We start from the raw sequence: 23,907 nt of genomic DNA, 5'->3' as shown, positions 1-23,907 counted from the left end.
ATGGAACATCTAGAAAGCAACACCTTCTGGCGACTCCGTGCGGTCAGGGTTCCGTTACGGCCGCGAACAGCCAAAGAAGTCTTAACAGTCTACCGCCAAGCCCGACTGTTCATGAGCAAGCACTCCCAGGAGGCGGCGACGCCGATGTCGGCGATGACGAGCGCGTGGGCGCGGATGACCGGGTCGTTCATCAAGAGCGCGGCCGCCGCCAACACGGCGGCCATCTCGGCGTTCGACGGCGAGGAGACGGGAGACACCGACGAACAGGACCGAGGGGAGCCGTCGATCCCCTCGCTGGACTACGAGGAGGCCGACTGGACGTTCGAGCGCACCGTCGAGCACTCCGAGGCGATCACGGTCGGCGATACGGTACGCTTCTCCAAGGACCTGGACGACGAGGACGTCCACGATTTCGCCCGCGCGAGCGGCGACACGAACCGGCTCCATCTGGACGACGAGTTCGCCGAGACGACGCGGTTCGGCGGTCGGATCGCCCACGGGACGCTCGTCTCGGGGCTGATCAGCGCGGCGCTCGCGCGCCTGCCGGGGCTGACGATCTACCTCTCGCAGGACCTGGAGTTCACAGCACCGGTGTCCATCGGCGACCGCGTCACCGCGACGGTGGAGGTCATCGAGGACCTGGGCGAGAACCAGTATCGCCTGTCGACCACGGTGACCGACGAGGACGCCGACCGGGCCGCCGTCGAGGGCGAAGCGGTCGTGCTCATCGACGACCTCCCAGAGGAGTGACCAACGGGGGATCCCGTGGGGGAAGGTGCGTGACACAGGTCACCGTCAGTCAGACACGGGATGGAGGAACGTCTGGAACTCGACGGTCCGCCCCTCGGGGTCGTCCGCGAAGAACTGATAGATGTCGTACTGTTCGTTCTCGCGGGGCGGGTCGCGCGCCAGGTGGGCGAGGCGGTCGTACATCGCGTCGACGGCGTCGCGGTCGTCGTAGTAGAACGTGACCGTCCCGCAGGTGTCGGCGGACTCGCGCTCGCAGAAGCCGAAGCGAAAGTCGCCGTGTCGGAGGATCGTACAGCCGTCCTGCTCGATCCAGACGCTCGCGTCCACCTCGTCGAGGTAGAACTGGACGACGCGGTCGAGCCGCTCGGTGCCGAAGAAGACGATACCGGCCATGAAGCGAACGTCGCCCGGCCGGCACAAAACGCTTGCCCGGGACAACGGCTTTGGTCCCCGCCCCGGTTGGCGATCGTATGACGGATCTCCGACGGGTCGCGGCCGCGACCGGTCTCGTCGCGCCGATAGTCGCGGTCGGGTCGTTCATGCTTGCGACGCTGGTCTCGCCGTCGTTCACCTGGGCCGGGGCCGCACTCTCGGACATGGGCCGGCCCGGCGAACCGACGTACTGGCTGTTCAACGGCGGACTGGTCGTCGCCGGCGTCGTCGGCGTCCCGTTCGCCTACGCGCTCGCCGGCGCGGCCCGGAACGCGGTCCACCGCGCGGGCGTCGCCGCCTTCGTCGTCGCGGTCGTCTGTATGGGGCTGGTGGGCGTCCTCCATCTCCCGCGGGCCGGACACGGCGCAGTGGCGATCGGCCACTACCTGTTCGCGACGGTGACGATGCTGGTGTGGGGTGCCGGCGACCTCCGTGCCGGGGAGCGACGGCGAGGACTCGCCACGGTCGGACTCGGCGTCGGGCACGTCGCGATGTGGGTCGGCTGGGGGCTGACGCTCGCGCCGGCCTACTTCGCCGCCGCGGAGGCCGCAGGGGCGGCGATGTTCGCCGGCTGGCTCCTCGGGACTGCGCGCCTGCTGTCGGGCAGTCTCAGTCGTTCCGTGTCGCCAGCGCGGTAAAGCGGTTCACGTCCGTGTCGGTGCCCGTGACGACCACCTCGTCGTCGGCCCGGAAGCGGTACGACGGGTCGAGGTCGGTCGTCACCTCGCCGTCGCGTTCGACGGCGACGACGGTACAGCCGGTCCGCTTCCGGACGTTCGCGCCGCCGAGCGACTGCCCGGCGAGCGCGGGCACCGGCGTCCGGACCACTTCGATCTGGGTGTCGAGGGAGAGCACGTCCTCGTCGAGCACCGTCGAGGCGAGCATCCGGCCGCTCACCGTGGTCAGTGCAAGCACGTAGTCGGCCCCCGCGCGGCGGAGTTTCGGCACGCTCTCGGCGTCGTCGGCGCGACAGACGACCTCCACGTCCGGGGCCAGTTCCGAGACGACGAGCGTGGCAAACGTCGTCGCCGTGTCCGTTCCGAGCGTCAGGACCACGGTGGTCGCGTCGGTGACCCCGGCCTCCCGGAGCGTCCGCTCCTCCGTCGCGTCGCCGACCACGTCGACGGTCGGTCCCGCCTTCCGGTCGACGACCGTCGCCCCCACGTCGGCGGCCGCCAGCGCGTCGACCACCTGCGACCCGACCTCGCCCGCGCCGAGGACGACGACGTCGGCCCGCGAGGGCCGGCGCTTCGTCGACAGCGTGAGGCCGCGGAGCGACTGCAGGTCCGAGTCCCGCCCCGCGGCAACGAGGACAGTACCCGCGGTCAGCCGAAACGTCGGCGGCGGCGGGCTTCGGAACTCGCCGCCGTCCCAGACGCCGACGACGTTCGCGCCCGTTCGCTCGCGGATCCCGCTGTCGACGAGGCGTGTCCCGGCGAGTTCGCAGTCGTCGCGCACGGTGAGTTCGGCGATTTCGAAGTCCTCCGCCACCGCCTCACCGACCGGCGAGTCGACCGCCGCAGTGATCTTGTCCGCGAGGCTCTCGCCGAGGATCCGCTCCGGGGAGAGAACGTCGTCCGCGCCCGCGTAGCGGTGGTAGTCGGCGTTGTCGCTGTCCTCCACGAGGCTGACGACCTGCACGTCCGGGTCGACCTCCCGGGCCGAGAGGACGATGCTCGCGTTGCGCTCGTCGCCGGCGTCCGCGACGACGGCGGTCGCCTCGTCGACGGCCGCCCGCTCCAGCGTCGCCGTCGACTCGGGCTCGCCGGCGATCACCGACAGCCCGTTCTCGTGGAGGTCGGCGGCCGTCGACGGGTCCGATTCGACGACGACGTACTCCTCGTCCCGGGTCTCCAGTTCGTCGACGAGCGCCTCGCCGTGGGCGGTGTACTCACAGACGACGACGTGGTCCGACAGCCCGTCGACCGAGCGCGGCGCGCGCGTCTGCAGGGCCTCCTCGAACAGCGGGAACACGAACACGGGCAGGGCCATGAAGATGAGGAGGACGCCGGTCAGGTCCATCAGGATGACGAAGACGTTCATCGCGGGCGACGACCACGGGGCGTCGGAGCCGTAGCCGGTCGTCGTGAACGTCTCAACTACGACCTGCAGCGAGTGGAGGAACGGCTGCGGCCGGTTCTCCAGAAGTGCCATCCCGGCGTGGTACGCCAGCGCGTAGACGACGATGACGGTGGCCAGCGAGACGAGATACAGTCCGGTCCGCCGGCGCCACTTGCTCATTCGCAATCGGGTTGCGATGACTGACACAAAAGCGTTCCGTCGGCGGGTTCCCGTCCGTCTCGTCCCGAACTCACCCTGCACCGCGGGGTGCAGGCGGTCAAAAGGTTGAAATTCGGACCCTCCCTATGGCCGGGCATGCACAAAGACGAGCTGCTCGAACTGCACGAACAGATGGTGACGATCATGGAGAACGTCGCCGAGCGCGAGGAGGTCGACCCGGAGCTGTTCGACCCCTACTACCAGCTCGACGTCGACCCCTCGCACGTCCACAAGTCGAAGAGCGAGCACAAACACGCCGTCTTCGTGCTCGGTAACGCGCTCGCCACGGCGATGAGCGAGGACGAGTTCTCCAGCGCCGGCCGGATCGGCAAGCGGATGGAGGAGCTGGCCGACGACGCCGAGCAGCGCATCTGAGCGCGGGTCAGGCTCCGGAACACGTCAACGTACGGGCACGCCGGGGGCGGAAAGTATTTGGGGCGCTTGTGGCTTTGCGTACGTATGAATACGCGCACGGAGGAACGGGTCGGCGACTGGCGTACCCGGTCGGTCGCGGACGGGTACGACGGGTTGCGCGACCTCGCGGACGAGGGGTTTTCCGGTGCGGTCCGGGCGCGGGGCGCGACGCTGTTCATGCTGAACGGGCGGATCGTGGGGGTGTTCGAGGGGTCCATCGAGGACTTCGAGACAGCCGACGCGACCGCACACGTCGCCCCGGACCCGTCGCTCCCGCTCCTCTTTACGATGCTGGAGAAGGGCGGTGACCAGCGAGCGAAGTACTACACCGAGGACACGCCGGTCGACGAGGCCGACGGAACGCTCTCGTCCGGCTCTTTCACCGGCTACATCGAACTGAGCGAGAACGTTCTCAGCGGCGACTACTACGTCGCCTACTACGGCGGCAAGTCGATGAGCTGTGCGTTCGTCGGCAACCGCGAGGAACTGATCACCGGCGACGAGGCGTTCGAGCGCGCCAGCGACGAGGTCGGCATCTACGAGGTCCGCGACGTGGACATCGAGGTCACCGACGTCCCCGAACCGGCGGCGGACGAGTCCGACGACGGCGCTGGAGCCGCGGCCGGAGCGGGGCTGGCAAACGGCGGCACCGAGACGGATGCGGGGTCGGCAGACGGGATCGACCCGACGGCGACCGCCGGGAACCAGCGCCCGGCCGCCGGCGTGGACGCGACCGATTCCGGCACGGAGCAGACACCGGATCCCGCGGACCACGCCCCCGACGCGGCGGACCCGTCCGAGACACAGCAGACTGAGGCGGAGGCAGCCGACACGGCGTCTGCGGACGCCACGTCCGGACAGCGTTCGACGACCCCGGACGTAGACCCCACGGCCGGGCAGTCGCCCGACCGGGACGGCGGACGGGCCACGGAGGGGACCGACCCGGACGAGCCGGAGCGGGCGAGCGACCCGGACCGCGACCGCCGCGATCGCGGACGGAACGGGGAGGCGACTGAGACGACGTCGACCGAGGATCCGACGGCCGCAGAGGGGCGGGGGACACAGGCTGACACCGCCCCGACGCCCACCGACGGACGGGTGGAGGGAACCCGCGACGCTTCGCCGTCGATCGACCGGGCGGAACGCCCGGACCGTGGCTCCGGCCCCTCGGAGACGGCCGCCGGGACGGAACGGACAGCCGAGAGCATCGACCCGTCGCAGCCGACCGACCCCGGCAGTGCGGTCGACCCGGATACCGACACCGACCAGTCTTCCGAGGCGGCTACGTCCTCGGGCACCGGGACGACGCCGAACGTAGACCGGGCCGAACAGGGCGAGGCGACCGCCGTCGACCCGGAGCCTGACAGTACACCTGCCCGCGACGCCGACGTGACGGCGGAGTCGGCGACTGAAAGCGGGGACGAGGGACGCGAGAGCTGGGACGCGGACCTCGGGTCCGCAGGGTCGTCGCCGGAGCCGGACGACTCGGACCCGGAACCGACCGTCACCGAGGAACGGGAGTGGCAGGAGGCTCGCACGATCCCCGCGCTGGACCCTGATCGGACGAGTACCGGCGACGACGGGTCGAACGACCGGTCGCGAACGGAGTCGGCGGCGCGAAACAGCGCGACACGAAACAGCGACGCCGGGAGTACGGACCGACAGTCCGCCGCCGCAACCGAAGACCGTACTCGGCGCGCATCCGAGACCGAGGCCGGGGCCGCGAGCGCAGGGCAGCGCACCCGCCAGGACGAGGCGCTCGAACAGGAGGTCCTCGAACGCGAGGACAAGATCGACCAGCTCCAACAGCACGTCACCGACCTGAAAACCGAGCGAGACGAACTGCGTGAGGAGCGCGACGAGCTACGGAGCGAGAACGAGTCGCTCTCGGAGCGCGTGACCGAACTGGAGGCCGAGATACAGCGCCTCGAAGGCGAAGTCGAGCGGCTGGAGACCGAACTGACGGAGGCACAGCGGGCCGCCGGCGGCGCGCCGAACGCGGACCGGCGGATCGGCGAGGCCGAGGCCCTGCAGGGGACGAACCTGTTCGTTCGCTACGCGTCGAAAGGCGACGCGACGCTCGAGGACGCCCACGCCGGGGACGCCGACGCCGACGATGTCAACGCCAACCTCCGGCTGGAACACCACACGCAGTTCGAGAGCGGCAACGTCGCCGTCGAGGGGAAAGCGTTCGACGAGTTCCTCACCGGCACGCTGGAGTTCAACTTCGTCGACTGGATCGTCGGCGGCCTGCTGTACGAGATCCGGGACACGGGCCACGCCGGCTCGCTGGAGCGACTGTACGACGCCATCCCGGAGATCGACCGCGCGGAGCTGAAGGGGAGCGTCAGCCTCGTGTACCAGGAGAACGGCGACGAGGTGCGCGAACAGAAGCAGTTCGACGTGGTGCTGCGCGACCGGATGGGCAACCCCCTGATCGTCGCGGACCTGAACGACTCGCGCCAGCCGGTCACCGAGAGCGGGATGGCGACGCTGGAGAGCAGCGCGTCCCGCGTCAAGGAGACGAACGACCGTCTGAGCGCCGCCTTCGTCGTCACCTCCTCGTTCTTCGAGCCGGGCGCGCTGGAGACGGCCGCGGAGGCGACCAGCGGGAGCTTCCTGAGTCGGGACTCGAAGAAGAGCTTCGTGAAGCTATCCAGGAAGGACGGGTATCATCTGTGTCTCGTGGAGGCCCGCGGCACGGACTTCCACATCAACGTCCCGGAACTCTAGCTCTCGATCTCGGCGCTCTCCTCGATCTTCATCTCGTCAAGCTTGCCGACGATGTCGTCGAGTTTCTCGTCCAGGTCCTCGACGAACTCGTCGGTGCGCTCGGTCTTGATCGCACCCTGACTGGAGGGCTCGATGAGGTTCTCCTCTTCGAGAACGCGGAGGGAGTAGCGGACCTTGTGGTGCGGGTAGCCCGTCTCGTTCGACATCTTGACGATGCCGATGGGCTCGTTCTCGATGACCATCTTCAGAACCTGCAGGTGTCGTTCGAGCATATCGACCTCTTTCTCAAGTCGGTCTATCATGGCACTTGTTAACTTGTCTTTGGGGGTTTTTAAAAGTTGTTACGGCGGCTCGGTGCGTGAGGTTGAACCCTTCTTCGTGAGACGGGTTAACACTTTGGGTCGAGCGACGCGGATTGCCCCGGAGCGTACCCTTACGGGCGTCGGTCGGCTGTCAGTACGCATGGACCGACGCAGACTCGGATCGACTGGATGGGACGTGACGAAGGTCGGCCTCGGAACGTGGGAGGTCGGCAGCGACTGGGGCGACGTGTCCGAGGCCGAGGGCCGCAAGGCGGTCCGGACGGCGCTGGACGCCGGTATCAACTTCCTCGACACCGCGGACGTGTACGGCGACGGCCGGAGCGAGCGCATCATCCGCGAGGTGCTGGACGAGTACGACCCGGACGAGCGCGTGTACGTGGCGACGAAGGCCGGGCGGCGGCTCGACCCGCACGACGCCGAACGGTACGACGAGGGGAACCTCCGGCGGTTCGTGAACCGGAGCCGCGACAACCTCGGCGTCGACTCGCTCGACCTCGTGCAGCTGCACTGCCCGCCGACCGACGCCTACTACCAGCCCGAGACGTTCGACGCGCTGGCGACGCTGTCCGACGAGGGCCGGATCGACCACTACGGCGTCTCCGTCGAGCGCGTCGAGGAAGGGCTGAAAGCCATCGAGTACCCGGGCGTCGAGACCGTTCAGATCATCTTCAACCCGTTCCGACAGCGCCCGGCCGACCTGTTTCTCGACCGCGCGGCGGAACGCGACGTCGGCGTCATCGTCCGTGTCCCGCTGGCCTCGGGCCTGCTGACCGGGAAGCTCTCGCGCGACGCGGAGTTCCCCGAGAACGACCACCGCAACTACAACCGCGACGGCGAGGCGTTCGACGTGGGCGAGACGTTCGCGGGCGTGCCGTTCGAGACCGGGCTGGACGCCGTCGAGGAACTCCGGCCGGCGGTGCCGGACGACGCGACGATGGCACAGACCGCGCTCCGCTGGATCCTCGACCACGACGCCGTCTCGACGGTGATCCCCGGCTCCACGACGCCGGAGCACATCCGCGACAACGTCGCCGCCGCGGACCTGCCGCCGCTCTCCGCGGCCCAGCGCGAGGCGGTCGACGAGGTGTACGAGGAGTACGTGAAAGAGCACGTCCACCATCGGTGGTGAGGTCGCAGCGCGGAGGCAGAAAGCGTTTGGAGATCCCGTCTGAACGACCAGTATGGTCCTCCATCGGCGGGCGTTTCTGTCGACTGCAGGCAGCGCACTCGGTGTGGCTGTCCAAGGCGGCCGATCTGCGGGAGTGGGACAATCATCCCCGTCGGTCGTCCGGGAATCCCGGATCGATTACGGGGGAATGGAAGTGGTTTCGGGGAGCGCGAGCACGGGCGATGGACCCGTCTTCTGCGGCGGAACACAGCTGAGTGACTACGCTGGGGCGTTGGAGACGCAACCGTTCCTGCTTTCGTACGGTGACGGGAGCGGCGTTCGCCGGGGATTCCCGTTCGATGACGATTTCGGCGGCGGTACGGTGGTCACGGCGACGGACGACGGCGAGATACTGGTCGCCTCCGGGAACGCCATCGGAAAGGTCGACGACGAGTTCGAAGCGATGTGGGAGATGACGGACATCGGCATCGGCTCCCCCGTCGACGTGTTCGACCTCGACGACGGAGTCGTCCTCGCTCAGGAGTCTCCCCGTCCGAGCGGATCCACCGTCTCCCTGACCGCGCTGACGGAAACGGGCGAGAAGAGGTGGACCCGTGAACTGCGACGCGCGTTCGGACCGGTAGCGACCGACGACGGCGAGCTCGTCTTCCTGAGGCGGCAAGCTGGGGTCGACCAGCTCAGTATCGTTCGAGTGAATGGCGAGACGGATCCTGAGATCGTCGGATCGGCCGACGTCTATCCCGGTAATACCGTCGCAGACGGGGACGGATTCCTCTCAGCACGGCGCGCGGAGGGCGGCCTCAAGCTGGTTCGGACCGGGTTCGACGCACGGATCGAGTGGTCGAAACGGTACGACATGCAAACCGGTTCGTACAGTCCCGTCGCAGTCGAACGGACGACAGATGATGGGTTCTTCGTCGCCGGGAATGCCGCGGACCCGGAATCGGAACGGACCCAGGGACTTCTGTTCTACCTCGCGGCGGACGGAGAACGAAAATGGCAACTGACCCTCGCTGACGAGAAGCGGGACCTGGCTCTCACCACCGTCCAGCCGATACGCGACGGTAGGGCCGTCGTCGGAGGAGTGCTGGACCGGGGCGACGTCGAATCCGACGGGTGGGTTGCCGTCGTCGACGGAACGACAGCGGAGAGGACGGTGACGACGAAGGAGCGAAGAACGCCGTCACCGACGGCGGAGCCGAACACGAATGAAACATCGACTGGAAGCCGGTCGAGTCAGGGGACGCCCGGATTCACGATGACTGCGGGGATCGGGGGCGTTCTTGGCTGGCTCTGGTTGCGTCGACGCCGTCGGTACTGACACCGACCCGGTAGTCAGCTGGGTGCAGAGAAGCTGATTCAGTCGCCGGCGTCGCGGCGTGGGCTGTCCCGCTATTGGGCACGGTGATGCCGTCATCACGCCGTTCAGATGTCCGAAGCGATCACGAACGTGGATTCTAATGCCGCGAAGAGGGGTCGGTATCGTAATCTGTTTATCGGCGAAGGGTGAATCGACCCGTGTTATGACCGTTACCATCGTCGGTGCCCAGCTGGGCGACGAGGGCAAGGGCGGCGTCGTCGACCTCTACGGCGACGCGGCCGACGTCGTCGCGCGGTATCAGGGCGGCGACAACGCGGGCCACACCGTCGTTCACGGTGGCGAGACGTACAAGCTATCGCTCGTTCCGAGCGGTGCCGTCCGCGGGAAGGTCGGGGTTCTCGGCAACGGCTGTGTCGTCAACCCGGCGACGCTGTTCGAGGAGATCGACACGCTCCGCGAGAAGGGGCTCGATCCGGACGTCCGCATTGCCCGCCGGGCACACGTCATCCTCCCGTACCACCGAGTGCTCGACGGCATCGAGGAGGACGTGAAAAGCGACGACGACCTCGCGGCGGGGACCACCGGACGCGGCATTGGCCCCACCTACGAGGACAAGATGGGTCGCCGCGGCGTCCGCGTCGGCGACCTGCTCGACCCCGACACGCTCCGTGACCGGCTGGAGTACGTCGTCCCCCAGAAGCGTGCGCTCGCCGAGGACGTGTACGGCATCGAGACCGGCGAAGCGTTCGACGTCGACCACCTCTACGACAGCTACCGGGAGTACGGCGAACGCCTCGCCGAGGAGGGAATGACCGTGAACGCCGGCGAGTTCCTCGCCGACCGCATCGCGGACGGCGAGAACGTGATGATGGAGGGCGCACAGGGGACCCTCATCGACATCGACCACGGCATCTACCCTTACGTCACTTCCTCGAACCCCACTGCCGGCGGTGCCTGCGTCGGGACGGGCCTCGCACCCACCACCGTCGGCCAGGGCGAGGTCATCGGCATCGTCAAGGCGTATCTCTCCCGGGTCGGCACCGGCCCCCTGCCTACGGAACTCGCCGGCGTCGAGGGGCAGACGCCGGGCTACTCCGGCGACAGCGACGCCGAGGCGGAGGAACTCGCCACCTACATCCGGGACGAGGGCGGTGAGTACGGCACCGTCACCGGCCGCCCGCGACGCGTCGGGTGGCTCGACATGCCGATGCTCCGCCACGCAGCCCGCGTGAGCGGGTTTACCGGCCTCGCGGTCAATCACATCGACGTGCTCGCCGGCCTGGACGAGGTGAAGGTCGGCCACACGTACGACCTCGACGGCGAGGAGAGAGACAGCGTTCCCGCCACGACCGAACGCTGGGGCCGGTGCGAGCCGAACTACCGGACGTTCGACGGGTGGCCGGAGGTCGACTGGAGCGCAGTCGCCGCCGAGGGGTACGGGGCGATCCCCGAGAACGCACGGGCGTATCTGGAGTACGTCAGCGACGAACTCGACACGCCGGTCTACGCCGTCGGGGTCGGCCCGGGGCGCGACGACACGGTCGTCGTCGAGCGCCCGTTCTGACCGTCAGTCCGCCAGAATAGCGCCCTTCAGGTCGCTCACTTCGCCGAGGATCGTCTCGATGTGTTCCTCCGGCACGTCGAACTCGGCCAGGCTCGCCTCCAGATGCTGGGCGACGCGAACGAAATCGTCCTCGGTCAGGTCCAGATGGGCGTGAGCCGCACGCATGTCCGCGCCGGTGTAGTCGACCGGGCCGCCCGTGACGGCCGAGAGGAACTTCGTCTGGTGGCCCCGAAGCTCGTCCATGTCGGTGTCCTCGAAGTAGCCGACGAGCTGGTCGTCGTCGAGAACGCGGTCGTAGAACTCGTCGACGACGGCGCTGATCGCCGCCTCGCCGCCCAGTTCGTCGTACAGCGTCTGGTCGTTTCCCATACCGGTTCCGACCGAGCGGAGGCGAATATAAGTTGTCCCGAAGCGGTGCCCCACCCGCCGCGACCCGGCACGCTTTTCCTCGGGGGGTCCGTTGTATTCGGTATCAGGTGAGTTCGTCGTGAAGGAATCCCTCATGGACATACTCTGTTGCCCGATGGACAAGCACGACCTCGAACTCGAGGACGAAGTACGCGAGGACGGCGAGATCGTCGACGGGTCGCTGGTCTGCACCGAGTGCGGCGAGACGTACCCGATCGAGGACGGCATCCCGAACCTCCTGCCGCCGGACATGCGCGACGAAGCACCGGCCTGAACACTTTTCCTGTCGCGCTCCGTGGGTCGAGCCGTGCCCCCGACGCTGTCGGTCCACGTGAGCGAGGACGGCCTCCACTCCGTGCGAGCGGAGCCGCCGTCGTTCGAGACCGAGGGACCGTTCGACGTGGAACTGGTCAACCACGGTCGGGCGGTGCACGTGCATCTGAACCTCATGGAGGGGCTGGAACGCGGCGTCACCCTTGAGGCGACGAACCACTTCGTCGAGACCGACGCCGTGCAACGCGTGAGCGTCGGCGTCGTCGACGGCGCGCTCCCGGCCAGCGGGAAACTGAAAGTCGTCACCGGCTACGGCGCGGAGACGGCCTACGTCGACGTGGCGGTCGACGAGCCGGCCGCGCCACGGACCGGTACCGCCGAACTCGGGGAGGGCGAGTCGGTGGCGGTCGACGAGACCCTGTCGGAGCCGGCAGAGCAGACCCAGGATGTGGGGACGACCGGGTCCGAGATATCGGACGCGCTCCGGGCGCGGGAGAACGCGCCGGTCGCCGCGCTTGCCGGCGTCGCCGTGCTCGTCGCGGCGGTCACCGCGACGCTGGTCGACGGGGTCGTCGCGGCGCTGGGCGTCGGCGTCGTGCTCGCGGGCGTCGCGGTCGCCGGCGTCCTGCTGATTCGCGAATGAGCGTGGCGCGGCGGACCCCCGGCGGCTACTCCTCGGTCGGAACGCCACCGAGCCGACCTTCGTCGTCGAACAGTTTCTCGCGCAGATATCGCGCCCGGTAGCGGTTCGCACCCTCGTACACGTCGGCCTCGCGGATCTCGTCGACCCGACCGTCGGCGACGGCGTCGACGATGGCCTCAAGCTGTTCCTTCTCGCTGGGCGTGAGTTCGAACTCGTAGGTGTGTGGCTCCTCTTCCTCCAGTTTGGTCCACTTGCGCGCGGCCGCGACCACGAGCGAGCAGGGTTCGCGGCAGGGGAACTCGCCGTCGCCCCGGTCGGCGTCGAGTTCGTGGTCCGCGTCGAAGTCCCACTCGCGGCGCTTGAGACACTGCGAGTCGACGCAGCAACTCGCCGCGATGCGGTCGACGGCCTCGGCGTCGAGTTCGTCGACGATGTCGTAGATGCCGGTCTGTCGCTCGGCCGTCTCGCGCCAGTGGGACACGTCGAGGTCGCCCTCGCGTTCGCGGTGCCAGTTCACCACCGTCGCCGGGTAGACGACCCCGACGGTTTCGACGAGGTCAGCCGCGGAGAGGTCGGGGAACGCCCAGCCCGTCCGGAGCGTCGGCGCGGTCTTCAGCGGCCGGTAGCGCTCCCGGTCGTCGAACGTAACGAGTTCGCGGGCGTCCCGGGGGTCGTGGAACGCGTCGAGGTCGGCGACCGGCGTCCCCGCATCGGCCTCGTGGCGGAGGTCGTAGCGACGGCACCCGTCGTCGCCGAGCGTCACGGTGATGCGAAGCTGTCCCCAGCCGCGTGCCGTGCCGTCGGCGAGCGCCTCGTAGCGGTCCGGCACGGCGTGCTCGTCGGCCGCTTCGAGCCAGCGCAGGAACGCCCGGCGGGCGTCGTGGGTCGGGGCCTCGCGGGTCCAGAAGTGCCAGTTCGTGACGTACGCCGCGGCGTCCCGCGCGGCCGCCTCGAACGCCTCGGCGTTCAGGCCGGTCCGCTCGTCGCCGGGGACGGCAAAGCGGTAGCCGTCGTCGCCGCGCTCGGCTTCGAGTCCGTCGCACTCGACTCCCTCGCCGGCCGCCTCGCGGAGCGCCTCGACCTGCTCTGGTTGCATACGTTTACCGTAGGCTGGGGGCGGCATAAGCCCGGCCATTCGGCGGTTGGGGCATGAGGAAGTGGCCGAGGCGAGGATCGGAGCAGCAAATGTGGTATTTAAGTTTTTCCCCGAGCTTCCGACGGGGAAACGTCGCTGTCCGGTTTATGGGGGTACAGCGACACCGTTGAGATGCAATGGTCCCCAACTCACTTCGGTCCTCCCTCCCGGCCCTGCTGCTCGTGGGGATGATCGCGCTCAGCGGCTGTCTGGGCGCGGTCGCCCCCGGCGACTCGGCCACGGAGACCGAGACGGACGACCCGACGACGGAACGCCCGGACGAACAGGCAGCGACGGCCACCGAGACTGCCGAAAGCGACGACGAGACGACCGAGCCGCCGACCGACGAGGAGCTGACCGAAAGCTTCCGTGAACGGCTGTCGGGCCTCGACAGCATCACGATGACCCAGGAGATGACCTACGTCATCGACGGGAACGAGACGACGACGGAGACGCGGACGTGGGCCCGCTTCGACACTGGCGAGTCCCGCACCAAGACGCTCTCGCCCGAAGCGGCCAGCGGTGACGTGACCATCATCAACGAGAGTGCGATGCAGCGTTACGACGAGAGCGAGTCGACGGTGACGGTGTACGACCGCAGCGGCACCTCACAGGGCACGCTCGGCACCACCTTCGGCGGCCTCGAAAACGCTAGCCTCCAGTACGAGGCGACAGAGCAGGTCGACGGCGAGCGGACCTACCGCGTCTCGATCACCCCGACCAACACCGTCGGGACCGACGTGGAGGTGACCGGCTGGATCGACGCCGAGACGTACTTCCCCGTCCGCTACGAGAGCGCCGCACAGACCGGCGAATACAACGTCTCGACGACCGTCGAGTACGAGAACGTGACCCTGAACCCCGACCTCCCGGACTCGACGTTCACGTTCGAGGACCTGCCCGACGACGTGACGTTCGAGACGTACGAGACGCCCGACACCGAGACGTACAACTCCCGCGAGGCGCTGACGGCGGCGTCGAACCTCTCGGTGCCCGACCCGGACGTGCCGGCGGGCTACGAGTTCGAATCCGGCATGACCGTGACGGGGAACACCGAACAGGTGTCGATCACCTACACGAACGGCACCGACCGGTTCACCGTCACGAAGATCGCCGCCACCTACGATACGAACGGCGAGAACGTCACCGTCGGCGACCAGCAGGGTGCGTACGACGAGCTCGGTAGCACCGCGATGGTCAGCTGGACCTGCGACGGCCGGACGTACTCGGTGACTGGCCCGTTCGACGAGGACGGCCTCGTCGAGATAGCGGAGTCGATGGCGTGTCACTGACCGCGACAGCAACCTGCCACTGTCATCCCCACTGACGCCGGCGGCGCCTCGAACACGCCGCCGGTCCCGCTGACGTTCGCGGCCCTCCAGACACCACGCAGTCGCCCTGTCACGACCCTGAATGCAAGCATTTTTGCCGCTTCTGTCGGATCGTATCGAACGGATGCCGCTCACCGAGTCCCCCCTCCGTCGCGCCGTCGTCGGCGTGTTCGCCGTGTTCATCATCGCCGCCGGGCTGTTCGCGGCGTTCGGCGGCGACACCGGCGCGTCGGAGCCGGCCCCCATCGGCGAAAACGCCTCCGAGCAGTACGCCGCGATAGACGGCATCTCGGCAACCGTGACGACCGAGTTCGAGGGTCCGAACAGTTCGTCCCGGACCGTGATGGCGGTCAAAGAGCGCCCCGACAGCCAGTATCTGTACCAGCGTACCATCGAAGGACCGGGTAACAGGACCTCGATCTACGCGAACGGATCGACGATGTGGCTGTACGACCACGACGCCGGGACGGCGACCCGGCAGGAGCTGCCCGACACCCTCGGAAACGGCACGTCGACGGGCGAGCGAGTCGAGGACATCTTCGCCCGAATAAACGACAAGCGCGGCGTGTCCGACGTCGAGGACCCGAACCCCGGCGTCTCCCCGCTGCCGGTCGTGTCGGGGCCGGCGACGACGGAGCCGCCGGTCGGCGAGCCGTCACGCAACGCCACCGAGTACGATGTGACCTACCTCGGGACGGACACGGTCGACGGGCGGGAGACGCATGTGGTCATGCTAAACGGGACGCTGTCGGGGGGCAACAGTAGCCTGCTGACGAACGTCACCCAGAAGCTCTGGATCGATGCCGAGCGGTACTACCCGCTGAAGTACGACCAGCGCTACTGGATCGACGGCGAACAGTACCGGGTCCGGATGACGTACTCCAACGTCACGTTCGATCCGGGGTTGACCGACGCCACGTTCGAGTTCGAGCCGCCGGAAAACGTCACCGTCGAACGGCAGACACTGCCCGAGACGACGACGTACGAATCACGGACGGCGCTCGCGGCGGCCGCCGAGATGTCCGTGCCTGAGCCGAGGCCGCCGTCAGGGTTCGAACCGGACACGTTCCGCCGGACGAGCGGCGAGATCCGGAGCGTGGAGGTCGCCTACGCCAACGCCACCGCGGAGGTGTCGGTGACGAAGTCGAACCGGACGGGGATCGTCGAGATCACCGAGGAGAACCGCGCCGTCGCCGACGGGCGGCCGGTGAGCTACGACGAACTCGGCGGGCTCAACTTCGCCGCCTGGGAGTGTGGCGGCCACCGGTACAGCGTGTACGGGGAGAACGTCAGCAAGTCCACGCTCCTGGACGTGGTGGCGACGGTGGAGTGTGGAGAGTCGGGGGATCAGGAGCGGATCGACAGGGAGTACGCGATGAAGACCACGCCGAGCAGCTGGAGCAGCCTGACCAGCAGGGTGAAGCCGGGCCGATAGTCGCCGGGAACGACCCCGCCCCGGAGCAGCAGGGAGCCGACGAACGCGGAGGCGAACGTCACCCCGAGCAGGATGACCAGCCCCAGCGAGAGGTACTGCATCGGCCTGCTGCTGTGGCGGCGGTAGCCGCGGTATGCCTGATAGGCGACGTACAGTCCGACGGCCGTCGAGGCCGCTGACGCGGCCAGGATGGCCCACTCGATGGGTGTCGTTGCGATGGTCATGGTCAGAGGTTCTCCCACATGTAGGTGAGGCGGTCCGCGGCGTCGTCCGCGTCCAGATCCGCCGCACGGTCGGTTCGCTCCACGGTGGCCTCGTACTCCCCGTCGTCGAGGTCGATAGTGAGCGAGGACAGCGTCGCCGTGTACACCTTGTGATGCCCGCCGTCAGGTTTCATCCGGGTCCGTTCCGTGACGAGGTCGTGCTCCTGCAGCCGTTCGATGCGTCGGTACACGGTCGGGAGGGACGCGTCGCAGCGCTCGCTCAGCGTTTTCGCGGACATCGGCTCGGTGCTCGTTTCGGCGAGGATCGCCCGGGCGTACTCGTCGCTGAGGGCGTCGAGTACGTCCGCCAGGTCACGGTCCTCGCTCACGTCCCCCGGATCGGACGGGGATCGTTTAAAAGCCTCGTGCGAATTCAGGACGAGAAAAACGTCGTGCCCGGGCTATGCCGTCCGGTCCCGTCAGTCGTCCGCCGGCGACCGGACGCCGCCCGTCAGTTCGCGGACCGCCTCGACGGCGTCGCCCACGTCGGCACCCGCCTCCTCGGCGCGTTCGAGCACCACGTCGGCCATGAGGTCCTCGGTGCCGACCGCCCCGGAGTACCAGATCCGGTGGCCGTCGACCTCCGTCGGCGTCTCCCACCCCTCGCGGTAGTCGTCGGTCATCCCCATATCCTCGGGGATGTCCTCCTGCGTGTGGTAGCCGTCGGCGATGAACAGCGGGACGACGACCACGTCGTCGCTCTCGAAGTAGTCGGTCACGTCGTCGACCTCCGGCTCCTCGTCCATGAACAGCGCCTTCACCTCGTCGAAGCGGTCGCGCTCGCCGATGCGCTCGGCGTGGTGGTAGATCGCCTTCGCGCTGTTCTCGTTGCGTTCGGTGCCGTGGCCGACGACGGCGAGGCCGAAGCCCTCGCCCACGTCCGGGTCGCCGGTGACGCTTTCGGCGCGCTGGACGATCACGTCGCTCATCGCGTCGTGGGTGCCGACGGGACCGCAGTAGTGGACCGTCTTGTCCACGTCCTCGGGCGTCGCCACGCGGGGCTCCCACCCGGGGTCGGGGTCGTCCAGTCCGACCTCGTCGTCGACGCGGAGTTCGCGGGGGATCACGTCCTCGGTGAAGTAGCCCTCGCTGATGAACAGCGGGACGACGTACACCTCGTCGCTCTCGACGGTGCGCAGGACCTCGCGGAAGTGCGGTTCCTCCTTCCAGAAGCCGGTCCGGACCTCGTCGAACGCGCCCGTCTCGCGGACGGTGTCGGCGTGCCGGTACGTCGGCGTGCTGGAGCCCGGGTTCAGGTGCGAGCCGTGCGCCACGATGACCAGCGCTTGCATGGGAAAATCGAAGGGTTGTGGCGACTTAGGGACTTCGCTCCCGGCGGTCCGGGGCGCTCGGGCGGCCCGCCACGGCCGCGAGCGCCCGGCGGCCACGGCGGGCGGTTTTTTGCCCCCGGAGCGCGCCGTGCCGATCATGTCACTCGCCGAACGAACGCGCCGGGCGGTCGACAAGCGCCCGTTCCTCGTCGACGCGCTTCGGGCCGGCGTCTGCAACTACACCGCCACCGCCCGGTTCCTCGACGTTGAGGGGGACGAGGACGCCGTCGCCACCGCGCTCCGGCGGTACGCCGACGACCTCCCACCCATGGAGGCGCAGTCGCGGGACGCCCGCGTGACCATGGAAAGCGGCCTCGGGCCGACCGACGACCCCGCCGACGCGGTGCTGGTCGCGGGCGGCGTCGCGCTCGCGCCCGGCGGCGGGTCGCTCACGGGCGTGCTTGCGACCGGGGACGTCGACCCGACGGCGCTGGCCGCCGTCCTGCGGCGACTTGCGAGCGCCGGCGTACCGGTGGAGGCCGCGGCGACGGCCGGCGACGCGCTCGTCGTGGCGGTGCCGCGGCGGGCGGGCGCGGACGCCGTCCGGACCGTCGAGGCCGCGCTGGAGGCGGTGCCGGCGAGCGAGACGGGGGAGTGACGAATCCAACCGCGAGGGGAGCGCGACCGCGACGGCGGCCGTTCCGACGATTTCAAAGGGTGCGGGCGGGTAGTGGTCGGCAATGACCCTTCGCGTGACGAACACGCTCACGGGCGAGAAGGAGCCGTTCGAGCCACAGGACCCCGACTCCGTACTGCTCTACCTCTGTGGCCTGACGGTTTCCGACCCCGCCCACCTCGGCCACGCCAGAGCGTGGGTGCACACCGACGTGATCCACCGCTGGCTCGACCACGAGGGGTACGGCGTCCGCCACGTCGAGAACTTCACCGACGTGAACGAGAAGATCGTCGCCCGCGTCGGCGAGGACGGGAGCGACGAGGCCGACGTGGCCGAGCACTACGTCGCCGACACGCTCCGGGACATGCGATCGCTCAACCTCAAGCGCGCGACCGTGTACCCCCGGGTGTCCGAGCACGTCCCGGAGATAATCGAGATGGTCGAGACGCTGATCGACAAGGGGTACGCCTACGAGGCGAACGGCTCCGTTTACTTCGACGTGACCGAGTACCCCGAATACGGAAAGCTGTCGAACCAGGACGTCGAGGAGATGGAGGCTCAGGGATCCGATGCGGACCGCGGCGAGAAACGCAACCCGGCCGACTTCGCGCTGTGGAAGGCGGGCGGCGTCGACGCCGACGAGATCGCCGAGCACCAGCACGACGAAGCGGCCCCCGCCGAGGAGGCGGCCGCGACCGCAGAGACGTGGGACTCGCCGTGGGGCGAGGGCCGTCCCGGCTGGCACATCGAGTGCTCGGCGATGTCGACGACCCACCTCGACGACACCATCGACATCCACGTCGCCGGGCAGGACCTCGTCTTCCCGCACAACGAAAACGAGATCGCACAGAGCGAGGCCGCCACGGGCCAGCAGTTCGCCAACTACTGGCTGCACGTCCGCCTGCTGGAGACGGCCGGCGAGAAGATGTCCTCGTCGCTGGGCAACTTCGCCACGGTCGAGAACCTGGTCGCCGAGGAGGGCGCGAACGTCGTCCGAACGTTCCTGCTGTCGACGGCGTACCACAACCGCGCGACGTTCTCCGCAGACACCTTAGACGAGGCCCGCGACCGCTGGGACCGGCTTGACCGCGCCTATGACCGCGCCGTCGAGGCGGTCGACGGCGTCGACGCGCGGACGAAGGTGACGGACGAGGCCCTGCGCGAGGCCGTCGATTCGGCCCGCACGGACGCGACGGCGGCGATGAACGACGACTTCAACACCCGGGAGACGCTGGCGATCCTCACCGACCTGGCCGGTGCGGTCAACCGGCACCTCGACGACCGCGACGCGTACGACTACCGCGCGCTCCGGCGAGCCGTCGAGGCGTTCGACGAGTTCGGCGGCGACGTGCTCGGCCTGACGTTCGGCGACGCGACGGCCGACGGCGACGCCCGCCTCGCCGACGAGGCGATCGAACTCGTCCTCGACCTGCGCGAGCGGGAGCGCGAGGCCGGCAACTACGAGCGCGCCGACGAGCTCCGCGACGAACTGGAGGCGCTCGGCGTCACCGTCGAGGACGCCGACGACGGCCCGACGTTCCGCCGGTAGCGGGGCCGTCTCGTCGATTTCCGAACGGGGTCGGGCCGAGCCACGAAGCTTTTATCACCCGGACGGGAAGCCACCCCCATGACACTCTCACGACGAGCGTTCGGGGGACTTGTAACCGGCGCGATCGTCGCCGGGTCGGGCTGTCTCGGCTTCATCCTCGGCAACGAGGCCCAGGAGTTCGAGGCGTCGGCGGCGACGGCGGGCGACGCCAGCTTGGAGGAGACGGAGTACGAGGCGGCGGGGGAGCAAGAGAGCGAACGCATGGAGATAGACCGGACGTTCTCGGCCGCCAATCAGGAGCGGCAGGTCGTCGCGGTCAACTACATGAGCGAGTACGACCGGAGCGTCTCCGTCCTCAGCGTGGAGCAGCGCGCGGCGGTGTTCGTCGCGTTCTCGACGCCGAAGGTCGAGATCCTCGGAGAGACGTTCAACCCCATCGAGGAGATGTCGAACCGCGACCTCATCCAGCAGGTGCAGGGCAAGTACGGCGGGATGGAGGTCGGCGACGAGGTCGGAACGACGGACGTGTCGACGCTCGGCGAGACGGTGACGCTGTCGAAGTTCGAGGGGCAGGCGGACCTCGACGGCACCACGGTCGACGTGTACATCCACATCGGGCAGGTCGACCACGACGGCGACTACGTCGTTCCGATCGCCGTCTACCCGCGGCAACTGGACGAGGAAGAGAACGTCGTCGCGCTGGTCGAGGGGCTGGAGCACTGAGGGCTGACGCCGGCGGCGGTCGCGCTACGTCACGTCGTCGCCGGCGTCGTAGGCCTCGTACTCACCGGTCTCGACAACGTCCCGGCAGTGCGCGGCGGCGTCGTACACGTCCCGGAACGACGTGTACAGCGGCGACGGGCAGACGCGGACGACGTTCGGCGGGCGGTAGTCCACGACGACGCCGCGGTCCCGCAGGGCCAGACTGATCCGCTCGGCGTCGTCGTGTTCGAGCGCGACGTGGCCGCCGCGGCGGTCGTGCTCCCGCGGGGTGCCGACGCCGTAACCGTACGCGGCGAGTTCGTCGTCGACCAGTTCGATGAGGTAGTCGGTGAGTTCGAGTGACTTCTCGCGGACGGCGTCGATCCCGGCGTCGTGGATCACGTCGAGCGACCCCTCCAGCGGCGCGGCCGAGAGCATCGGCACCGTCCCGGTCTGCCATGCGCCCGCGGAGTCCGCCGGCGTGTAGGTCATGTTCAGGTCGAACTGGGTCTCTTTCTCGTGGCCCCACCAGCCGGCGAGCGCCGGTGTCTCGCCGAAGTGGCGCTCGTTGACGTACAGGCCGGCGATCGCGCCGGGGCCGGCGTTGAGGTACTTGTAGCTACACCACGTCGCGAAGTCGACGCCGACCGCCGAGAGGTCGTGCGGGACGACGCCGACGGAGTGAGCCAGATCGAAGCCGGCCAGCAGGCCGCGGTCGTGAGCAGCGCGGGTGATCCGTTCCACGTCGAGCAACTGGCCGCTCCGGTAGAGCACGCTCGGCATGAATACGACGCCGGCGTCGTCGCGCTCGTCCATCGCCGCGACCACGTCCTCGGCGGCTATCGTCCGGCCGTCGCGGCTCTCGACGACGACGAGCTTCTCGTCGGGGTCGAGGTCACACTGGCGCAGCTGGGCGCGGATCGCGTAGTGGTCCGTTGGGAAGTCGAGTTCGTTGACGATCACCGCGTCGCCGTCGGCGGCGTCGAGGAACGTGCCGACCAGCGTGTGGACGTTCACCGTCGTCGAGTTGGCGACGACCACCTCGTCCTCGCGCGCGCCGACCAGCGGCGCGAGGCGGTCCCCGAGGTGCTCGCCGTAGTGGAACCAGGGCTGCTCCCCCTCGGTCCACCCCTCGATCCCGCGCTCGCGCCACTCGTCGACCACCCGGTCGAGCGTCCGCTCGGCGTCGTCCGAGAGCGGCCCGAGCGAGTTGCCGTCCATGTAGATCTGCTCGTCGGGGACGTGGAACCGCTCCGCGAACCCGGCGATCGGGTCCGCCTCGTCGCGGCGCTCCGCGACCGCGGGGTCGGCGTCCAGTTCGTCCATGCACGCCACAGGGGCCGCCCGGGGCAAGTACCTTTGTCCCGCGGCGGGATGGACCGACAGGATGCGCACGGAACTCGATGGAGCGATCGCCGCGGTCGTCGAGCGGATCGAGCGGGAGGGGATCCCCGAGTGGCACGCGCTGTCGGTCGACGCAGCGCGGCGGATCGAGGACGAGGTGTTCGGCGGCGCGGACCCGCCGCCGGTCGACCTCGTCCGGGATCTGGCGGTCGACGGGCCGGGCGGCGACCTGCCGCTGCGGGTCTACCGCCCCGACGCCGAGACGCCTGCGCCGGTCGTCGTCTTCTACCACGGCGGGGGCTGGACGCTCGGGACCCTCGACTCGTCGGACGACATCTGCCGGCAGTTCGCCCGCCGGACCGGTGCCGTCGTCGTCTCGGTCGACTACCGCCTCGCGCCGGAACACCCGTTCCCGGCGGCGGTCGACGACGCGTACGCCGCGCTGCGCTGGGTCGCCGAGCACGCCGGGGCGGTCGGCGGCGACCCCGAGCGCCTCGCCGTCGCCGGGACGAGCGCGGGCGGGAACCTCGCCGCGGCGACGGCGCTCCGGGCGCGGGACGAGGGGGGTCCCGACCTCGCGGCGCAGGCGCTCTGCTACCCGATGGTCGACGACGCCGCGCTCGACGGCGGTGTGGACGGCGGCGACGCGACTGGTGACGACTCCGGCGGCTCCTACGCCGAGAACGCGGACGGCCCGCTGCTGACCCGGCGCGACGTTGCGTGGTTCTGGGACCAGTACCTCCGGAGTTCCGTCGACCGGGCGAACCCCTACGCGGTGCCCGCCGAGACTGACGACTTCGGCGACCTGCCGCCCGCGACGGTCGTCACCTGCGGCCACGACCCGCTCCGCGACGAGGGGGCCGACTACGCGGAGGCGCTCGACGACGCCGGCGTCGACGTGGACCACCTGCACTACCCATCGGTCCCCCACGGGGTCCTGAGTCTGGCGGAGGACGCCGCCGTCGCCGACGAGGCGTTCGGCGATGTCGCGGCCTCGCTCCGGGCGCGGCTCTGACGCGGGGGTTTTTGGTCCCCACCGCCGAGCGTCCACGCATGGCGATTCCCGACCTCCTCGCCGACGAACCGCGGGCGATCGACACGCACGCCCACCAGCCGACCGAGGAGTTCCTCCACGACGCCGGCGGCCAGATGATGCAGGACGCCGCCGACCGCTTCGGCACGGACCTGGAGACCCACGGCTACGACGAGATGATCGCGGAGTACCGCGACGCCGGCGTCGGCCGCGCGGTCCTGCTCGGATGGGACGCCGAGACCAACACCGGCAACCCGCCCGTTCCGAACGACTACGTCGCCGAGGTGCGCGACGAGCACGACGACTTCTTCGTCGGCTTCGCCTCCGTCGACCCGCTCAAGGACGACTGCGTCGCGGAGGCCCGCCGGGCGGTCGAGGACCTGGACCTCTCGGGGTTCAAGTTCCAGCAGATCGCCCAGGGGTTCGACCCGAGCGACCCGGAACACGAGGAGCTGTTCGCGACCATCGAGGACCTGGGCGTCCCCGTCGTGTTCCACGGGGGCAACTCCACGCTCGGCGCGTGCGGGCCCGGCGGGCGCGGCCTCAAGATCAAGTACGGGAACCCGATGCTGATCGACGACGTGGCCGCCGAGCACCCGGACCTGCAGATCCTGATCGCCCACCCGGCGTTCCCGTGGGAGAAGGAGCAGCTCGCCATCTGCCAGCAGAAGGGCAACGTGTACATGGACCTGTCGGGCTGGATGCCGAACTACATCGACGACCAGGTGCTCCACTACGCGAAGACGCTGCTGTCGGACAAGGTGATGTTCGGCACCGACTATCCGATGCTCGAGCCGAAGCCGTGGCTTGAGCAGTTCGCCGACCTCGACTTCCCCGAGGAGGTCCAGCGGAAGCTCCTCTGGGAGAACGCCGAACGGTTCCTCGACCTCTAGAAGGC

The 23,907-nt window shown here is 69.0% G+C and carries 25 protein-coding genes; 16 read left to right on the top strand and 9 right to left on the bottom strand.

Annotated features, from left to right (window positions below; genetic code table 11):
* Positions 1 to 111 precede the first annotated feature (111 nt).
* A complete protein-coding gene (locus D8896_RS07950) occupies positions 112 to 750 on the top strand; it encodes a MaoC family dehydratase (protein ID WP_121821558.1) in 639 nt (212 codons plus the stop codon).
* A gap of 45 nt (positions 751 to 795) precedes the next feature.
* Here the strand turns inward: D8896_RS07950 and D8896_RS07945 are convergent, their stop codons facing one another.
* A complete protein-coding gene (locus D8896_RS07945; protein WP_121821557.1) occupies positions 796 to 1,143 on the bottom strand; it encodes a VOC family protein in 348 nt (115 codons plus the stop codon).
* 77 nt (positions 1,144 to 1,220) lie between these two features.
* On the opposite strand from D8896_RS07945, the gene D8896_RS07940 reads away from it, so the two are divergent.
* A complete protein-coding gene (locus D8896_RS07940) occupies positions 1,221 to 1,820 on the top strand; it encodes a DUF998 domain-containing protein (protein ID WP_121821556.1) in 600 nt (199 codons plus the stop codon).
* On the opposite strand, the gene D8896_RS07935 is transcribed toward D8896_RS07940, so the two are convergent.
* Positions 1,792 to 3,423: a potassium channel family protein gene (locus D8896_RS07935; RefSeq protein WP_121821555.1), complete on the bottom strand. Its 1,632-nt coding sequence runs from the start codon at positions 3,421 to 3,423 to the stop codon at positions 1,792 to 1,794. The genes D8896_RS07940 and D8896_RS07935 overlap by 29 nt on opposite strands.
* Positions 3,424 to 3,558: 135 nt before the next feature.
* Between D8896_RS07935 and D8896_RS07930 the strand changes: the two genes are divergently transcribed.
* The gene (locus tag D8896_RS07930) at positions 3,559 to 3,837 is read left to right on the top strand and encodes a UPF0058 family protein (RefSeq protein WP_121821554.1); all 279 of its coding nucleotides are present in this window, start codon (positions 3,559 to 3,561) and stop codon (positions 3,835 to 3,837) included.
* 84 nt (positions 3,838 to 3,921) lie between these two features.
* Positions 3,922 to 6,609 (top strand): DUF7527 domain-containing protein, encoded by a 2,688-nt coding sequence (locus D8896_RS07925; protein ID WP_121821553.1) that lies wholly within the window; start codon positions 3,922 to 3,924, stop codon positions 6,607 to 6,609.
* Here the strand turns inward: D8896_RS07925 and D8896_RS07920 are convergent.
* The gene (locus tag D8896_RS07920; RefSeq protein ID WP_121821552.1) at positions 6,606 to 6,911 is read right to left on the bottom strand and encodes a hypothetical protein; all 306 of its coding nucleotides are present in this window, start codon (positions 6,909 to 6,911) and stop codon (positions 6,606 to 6,608) included. The genes D8896_RS07925 and D8896_RS07920 overlap by 4 nt on opposite strands.
* 160 nt (positions 6,912 to 7,071) lie before the next feature.
* On the opposite strand from D8896_RS07920, the gene D8896_RS07915 reads away from it, so the two are divergent.
* The 3 genes from D8896_RS07915 to D8896_RS07905 all read left to right on the top strand — a co-directional run bounded on the left by D8896_RS07915 (position 7,072) and on the right by D8896_RS07905 (position 10,946).
* Positions 7,072 to 8,061 carry an aldo/keto reductase gene (locus tag D8896_RS07915; protein WP_121821551.1) on the top strand — a complete coding sequence of 330 codons (990 nt, stop codon included), beginning with the start codon at positions 7,072 to 7,074 and terminating at the stop codon, positions 8,059 to 8,061.
* A 52-nt stretch (positions 8,062 to 8,113) separates the two neighbouring features.
* Positions 8,114 to 9,382 (top strand): hypothetical protein, encoded by a 1,269-nt coding sequence (locus D8896_RS07910; RefSeq protein WP_162991500.1) that lies wholly within the window; start codon positions 8,114 to 8,116, stop codon positions 9,380 to 9,382.
* A 202-nt stretch (positions 9,383 to 9,584) separates the two neighbouring features.
* Positions 9,585 to 10,946 carry an adenylosuccinate synthase gene (locus D8896_RS07905; protein WP_121821549.1) on the top strand — a complete coding sequence of 454 codons (1,362 nt, stop codon included), beginning with the start codon at positions 9,585 to 9,587 and terminating at the stop codon, positions 10,944 to 10,946.
* Positions 10,947 to 10,949: 3 nt separating this feature from the next.
* Here the strand turns inward: D8896_RS07905 and D8896_RS07900 are convergent, their stop codons facing one another.
* A complete protein-coding gene (locus tag D8896_RS07900; RefSeq protein ID WP_121821548.1) occupies positions 10,950 to 11,315 on the bottom strand; it encodes a group I truncated hemoglobin in 366 nt (121 codons plus the stop codon).
* 118 nt (positions 11,316 to 11,433) lie between these two features.
* Here D8896_RS07900 and D8896_RS07895 point away from each other — a divergent pair, with 118 nt between their 5' ends.
* Together D8896_RS07895 and D8896_RS07890 are read left to right on the top strand one after the other, a co-directional pair.
* Positions 11,434 to 11,628, top strand: a complete 195-nt coding sequence (locus D8896_RS07895) for a methytransferase partner Trm112 (protein ID WP_121821547.1) — start codon at positions 11,434 to 11,436, stop codon at positions 11,626 to 11,628.
* A gap of 33 nt (positions 11,629 to 11,661) precedes the next feature.
* Positions 11,662 to 12,270, top strand: coding sequence for a DUF7524 family protein (locus D8896_RS07890; protein ID WP_121821546.1), 609 nt, complete (start codon positions 11,662 to 11,664; stop codon positions 12,268 to 12,270).
* Between the two features lie 25 nt (positions 12,271 to 12,295).
* On the opposite strand, the gene D8896_RS07885 is transcribed toward D8896_RS07890, so the two are convergent.
* Positions 12,296 to 13,366, bottom strand: coding sequence for a DR2241 family protein (locus tag D8896_RS07885; protein ID WP_121821545.1), 1,071 nt, complete (start codon positions 13,364 to 13,366; stop codon positions 12,296 to 12,298).
* A 176-nt stretch (positions 13,367 to 13,542) separates the two neighbouring features.
* Between D8896_RS07885 and D8896_RS07880 the strand changes: the two genes are divergently transcribed.
* Together D8896_RS07880 and D8896_RS07875 are read left to right on the top strand one after the other, a co-directional pair.
* The gene (locus D8896_RS07880; protein WP_121821544.1) at positions 13,543 to 14,697 is read left to right on the top strand and encodes an outer membrane lipoprotein-sorting protein; all 1,155 of its coding nucleotides are present in this window, start codon (positions 13,543 to 13,545) and stop codon (positions 14,695 to 14,697) included.
* A gap of 163 nt (positions 14,698 to 14,860) precedes the next feature.
* Positions 14,861 to 16,171: a LolA family protein gene (locus D8896_RS07875; RefSeq protein ID WP_162991499.1), complete on the top strand. Its 1,311-nt coding sequence runs from the start codon at positions 14,861 to 14,863 to the stop codon at positions 16,169 to 16,171.
* Here D8896_RS07875 and D8896_RS07870 read toward each other — a convergent pair.
* The 3 genes from D8896_RS07870 to D8896_RS07860 form a co-directional block, all read right to left on the bottom strand.
* Positions 16,084 to 16,395: a DUF7521 family protein gene (locus D8896_RS07870; RefSeq protein ID WP_121821542.1), complete on the bottom strand. Its 312-nt coding sequence runs from the start codon at positions 16,393 to 16,395 to the stop codon at positions 16,084 to 16,086. The genes D8896_RS07875 and D8896_RS07870 overlap by 88 nt on opposite strands.
* 2 nt (positions 16,396 to 16,397) lie before the next feature.
* The gene (locus D8896_RS07865; protein ID WP_121821541.1) at positions 16,398 to 16,763 is read right to left on the bottom strand and encodes an ArsR/SmtB family transcription factor; all 366 of its coding nucleotides are present in this window, start codon (positions 16,761 to 16,763) and stop codon (positions 16,398 to 16,400) included.
* A gap of 90 nt (positions 16,764 to 16,853) precedes the next feature.
* A complete protein-coding gene (locus tag D8896_RS07860) occupies positions 16,854 to 17,726 on the bottom strand; it encodes a CbiX/SirB N-terminal domain-containing protein (protein WP_121821540.1) in 873 nt (290 codons plus the stop codon).
* 136 nt (positions 17,727 to 17,862) lie between these two features.
* Between D8896_RS07860 and D8896_RS07855 the strand changes: the two genes are divergently transcribed.
* The 3 genes from D8896_RS07855 (at position 17,863) to D8896_RS07845 (ending at position 20,653) form a co-directional block, all read left to right on the top strand.
* Positions 17,863 to 18,363: a DUF7523 family protein gene (locus tag D8896_RS07855; RefSeq protein ID WP_121821539.1), complete on the top strand. Its 501-nt coding sequence runs from the start codon at positions 17,863 to 17,865 to the stop codon at positions 18,361 to 18,363.
* A gap of 82 nt (positions 18,364 to 18,445) precedes the next feature.
* Positions 18,446 to 19,930, top strand: a complete 1,485-nt coding sequence (cysS, locus tag D8896_RS07850; RefSeq protein WP_121821538.1) for a cysteine--tRNA ligase — start codon at positions 18,446 to 18,448, stop codon at positions 19,928 to 19,930.
* Between the two features lie 78 nt (positions 19,931 to 20,008).
* On the top strand, positions 20,009 to 20,653 hold the full coding sequence (locus D8896_RS07845; protein WP_121821537.1) for a DUF6517 family protein: 645 nt from the start codon (positions 20,009 to 20,011) through the stop codon (positions 20,651 to 20,653).
* A 24-nt stretch (positions 20,654 to 20,677) separates the two neighbouring features.
* Here the strand turns inward: D8896_RS07845 and kynU are convergent, their stop codons facing one another.
* Positions 20,678 to 21,958, bottom strand: coding sequence for a kynureninase (kynU, locus tag D8896_RS07840; RefSeq protein WP_121821536.1), 1,281 nt, complete (start codon positions 21,956 to 21,958; stop codon positions 20,678 to 20,680).
* 61 nt (positions 21,959 to 22,019) lie between these two features.
* On the opposite strand from kynU, the gene D8896_RS07835 reads away from it, so the two are divergent.
* Positions 22,020 to 22,991 carry an alpha/beta hydrolase gene (locus D8896_RS07835; protein ID WP_121821535.1) on the top strand — a complete coding sequence of 324 codons (972 nt, stop codon included), beginning with the start codon at positions 22,020 to 22,022 and terminating at the stop codon, positions 22,989 to 22,991.
* 38 nt (positions 22,992 to 23,029) lie between these two features.
* On the top strand, positions 23,030 to 23,902 hold the full coding sequence (locus D8896_RS07830; RefSeq protein ID WP_121821534.1) for an amidohydrolase family protein: 873 nt from the start codon (positions 23,030 to 23,032) through the stop codon (positions 23,900 to 23,902).
* Positions 23,903 to 23,907: the final 5 nt, after the last annotated feature.

The organism is Halostella salina (assembly GCF_003675855.1).
Classification (GTDB): domain Archaea; phylum Halobacteriota; class Halobacteria; order Halobacteriales; family Natronoarchaeaceae; genus Halostella; species Halostella salina.
Note: the sequence above shows the minus strand (reverse complement) of the source record. Positions and strands in the feature narration are given on the sequence as shown.

What these genes read in the sequence shown, in the direction of transcription:
- D8896_RS07905 (WP_121821549.1), top strand. Translation starts at nt 9,585, where the DNA reads ATGACCGTTACCATCGTCGGTGCCCAGCTGGGCGACGAGGGCAAGGGC.
- kynU (WP_121821536.1), bottom strand. Translation starts at nt 21,958, where the DNA reads ATGGACGAACTGGACGCCGACCCCGCGGTCGCGGAGCGCCGCGACGAG.
- D8896_RS07925 (WP_121821553.1), top strand. Translation starts at nt 3,922, where the DNA reads ATGAATACGCGCACGGAGGAACGGGTCGGCGACTGGCGTACCCGGTCG.
- D8896_RS07940 (WP_121821556.1), top strand. Translation starts at nt 1,221, where the DNA reads ATGACGGATCTCCGACGGGTCGCGGCCGCGACCGGTCTCGTCGCGCCG.
- D8896_RS07935 (WP_121821555.1), bottom strand. Translation starts at nt 3,423, where the DNA reads ATGAGCAAGTGGCGCCGGCGGACCGGACTGTATCTCGTCTCGCTGGCC.
- D8896_RS07845 (WP_121821537.1), top strand. Translation starts at nt 20,009, where the DNA reads ATGACACTCTCACGACGAGCGTTCGGGGGACTTGTAACCGGCGCGATC.
- D8896_RS07875 (WP_162991499.1), top strand. Translation starts at nt 14,861, where the DNA reads ATGCCGCTCACCGAGTCCCCCCTCCGTCGCGCCGTCGTCGGCGTGTTC.
- D8896_RS07830 (WP_121821534.1), top strand. Translation starts at nt 23,030, where the DNA reads ATGGCGATTCCCGACCTCCTCGCCGACGAACCGCGGGCGATCGACACG.
- D8896_RS07900 (WP_121821548.1), bottom strand. Translation starts at nt 11,315, where the DNA reads ATGGGAAACGACCAGACGCTGTACGACGAACTGGGCGGCGAGGCGGCG.
- D8896_RS07880 (WP_121821544.1), top strand. Translation starts at nt 13,543, where the DNA reads ATGGTCCCCAACTCACTTCGGTCCTCCCTCCCGGCCCTGCTGCTCGTG.
- cysS (WP_121821538.1), top strand. Translation starts at nt 18,446, where the DNA reads ATGACCCTTCGCGTGACGAACACGCTCACGGGCGAGAAGGAGCCGTTC.
- D8896_RS07860 (WP_121821540.1), bottom strand. Translation starts at nt 17,726, where the DNA reads ATGCAAGCGCTGGTCATCGTGGCGCACGGCTCGCACCTGAACCCGGGC.
- D8896_RS07915 (WP_121821551.1), top strand. Translation starts at nt 7,072, where the DNA reads ATGGACCGACGCAGACTCGGATCGACTGGATGGGACGTGACGAAGGTC.
- D8896_RS07910 (WP_162991500.1), top strand. Translation starts at nt 8,114, where the DNA reads ATGGTCCTCCATCGGCGGGCGTTTCTGTCGACTGCAGGCAGCGCACTC.
- D8896_RS07945 (WP_121821557.1), bottom strand. Translation starts at nt 1,143, where the DNA reads ATGGCCGGTATCGTCTTCTTCGGCACCGAGCGGCTCGACCGCGTCGTC.
- D8896_RS07930 (WP_121821554.1), top strand. Translation starts at nt 3,559, where the DNA reads ATGCACAAAGACGAGCTGCTCGAACTGCACGAACAGATGGTGACGATC.
- D8896_RS07885 (WP_121821545.1), bottom strand. Translation starts at nt 13,366, where the DNA reads ATGCAACCAGAGCAGGTCGAGGCGCTCCGCGAGGCGGCCGGCGAGGGA.
- D8896_RS07950 (WP_121821558.1), top strand. Translation starts at nt 112, where the DNA reads ATGAGCAAGCACTCCCAGGAGGCGGCGACGCCGATGTCGGCGATGACG.
- D8896_RS07855 (WP_121821539.1), top strand. Translation starts at nt 17,863, where the DNA reads ATGTCACTCGCCGAACGAACGCGCCGGGCGGTCGACAAGCGCCCGTTC.
- D8896_RS07835 (WP_121821535.1), top strand. Translation starts at nt 22,020, where the DNA reads ATGCGCACGGAACTCGATGGAGCGATCGCCGCGGTCGTCGAGCGGATC.
- D8896_RS07920 (WP_121821552.1), bottom strand. Translation starts at nt 6,911, where the DNA reads ATGATAGACCGACTTGAGAAAGAGGTCGATATGCTCGAACGACACCTG.
- D8896_RS07870 (WP_121821542.1), bottom strand. Translation starts at nt 16,395, where the DNA reads ATGACCATCGCAACGACACCCATCGAGTGGGCCATCCTGGCCGCGTCA.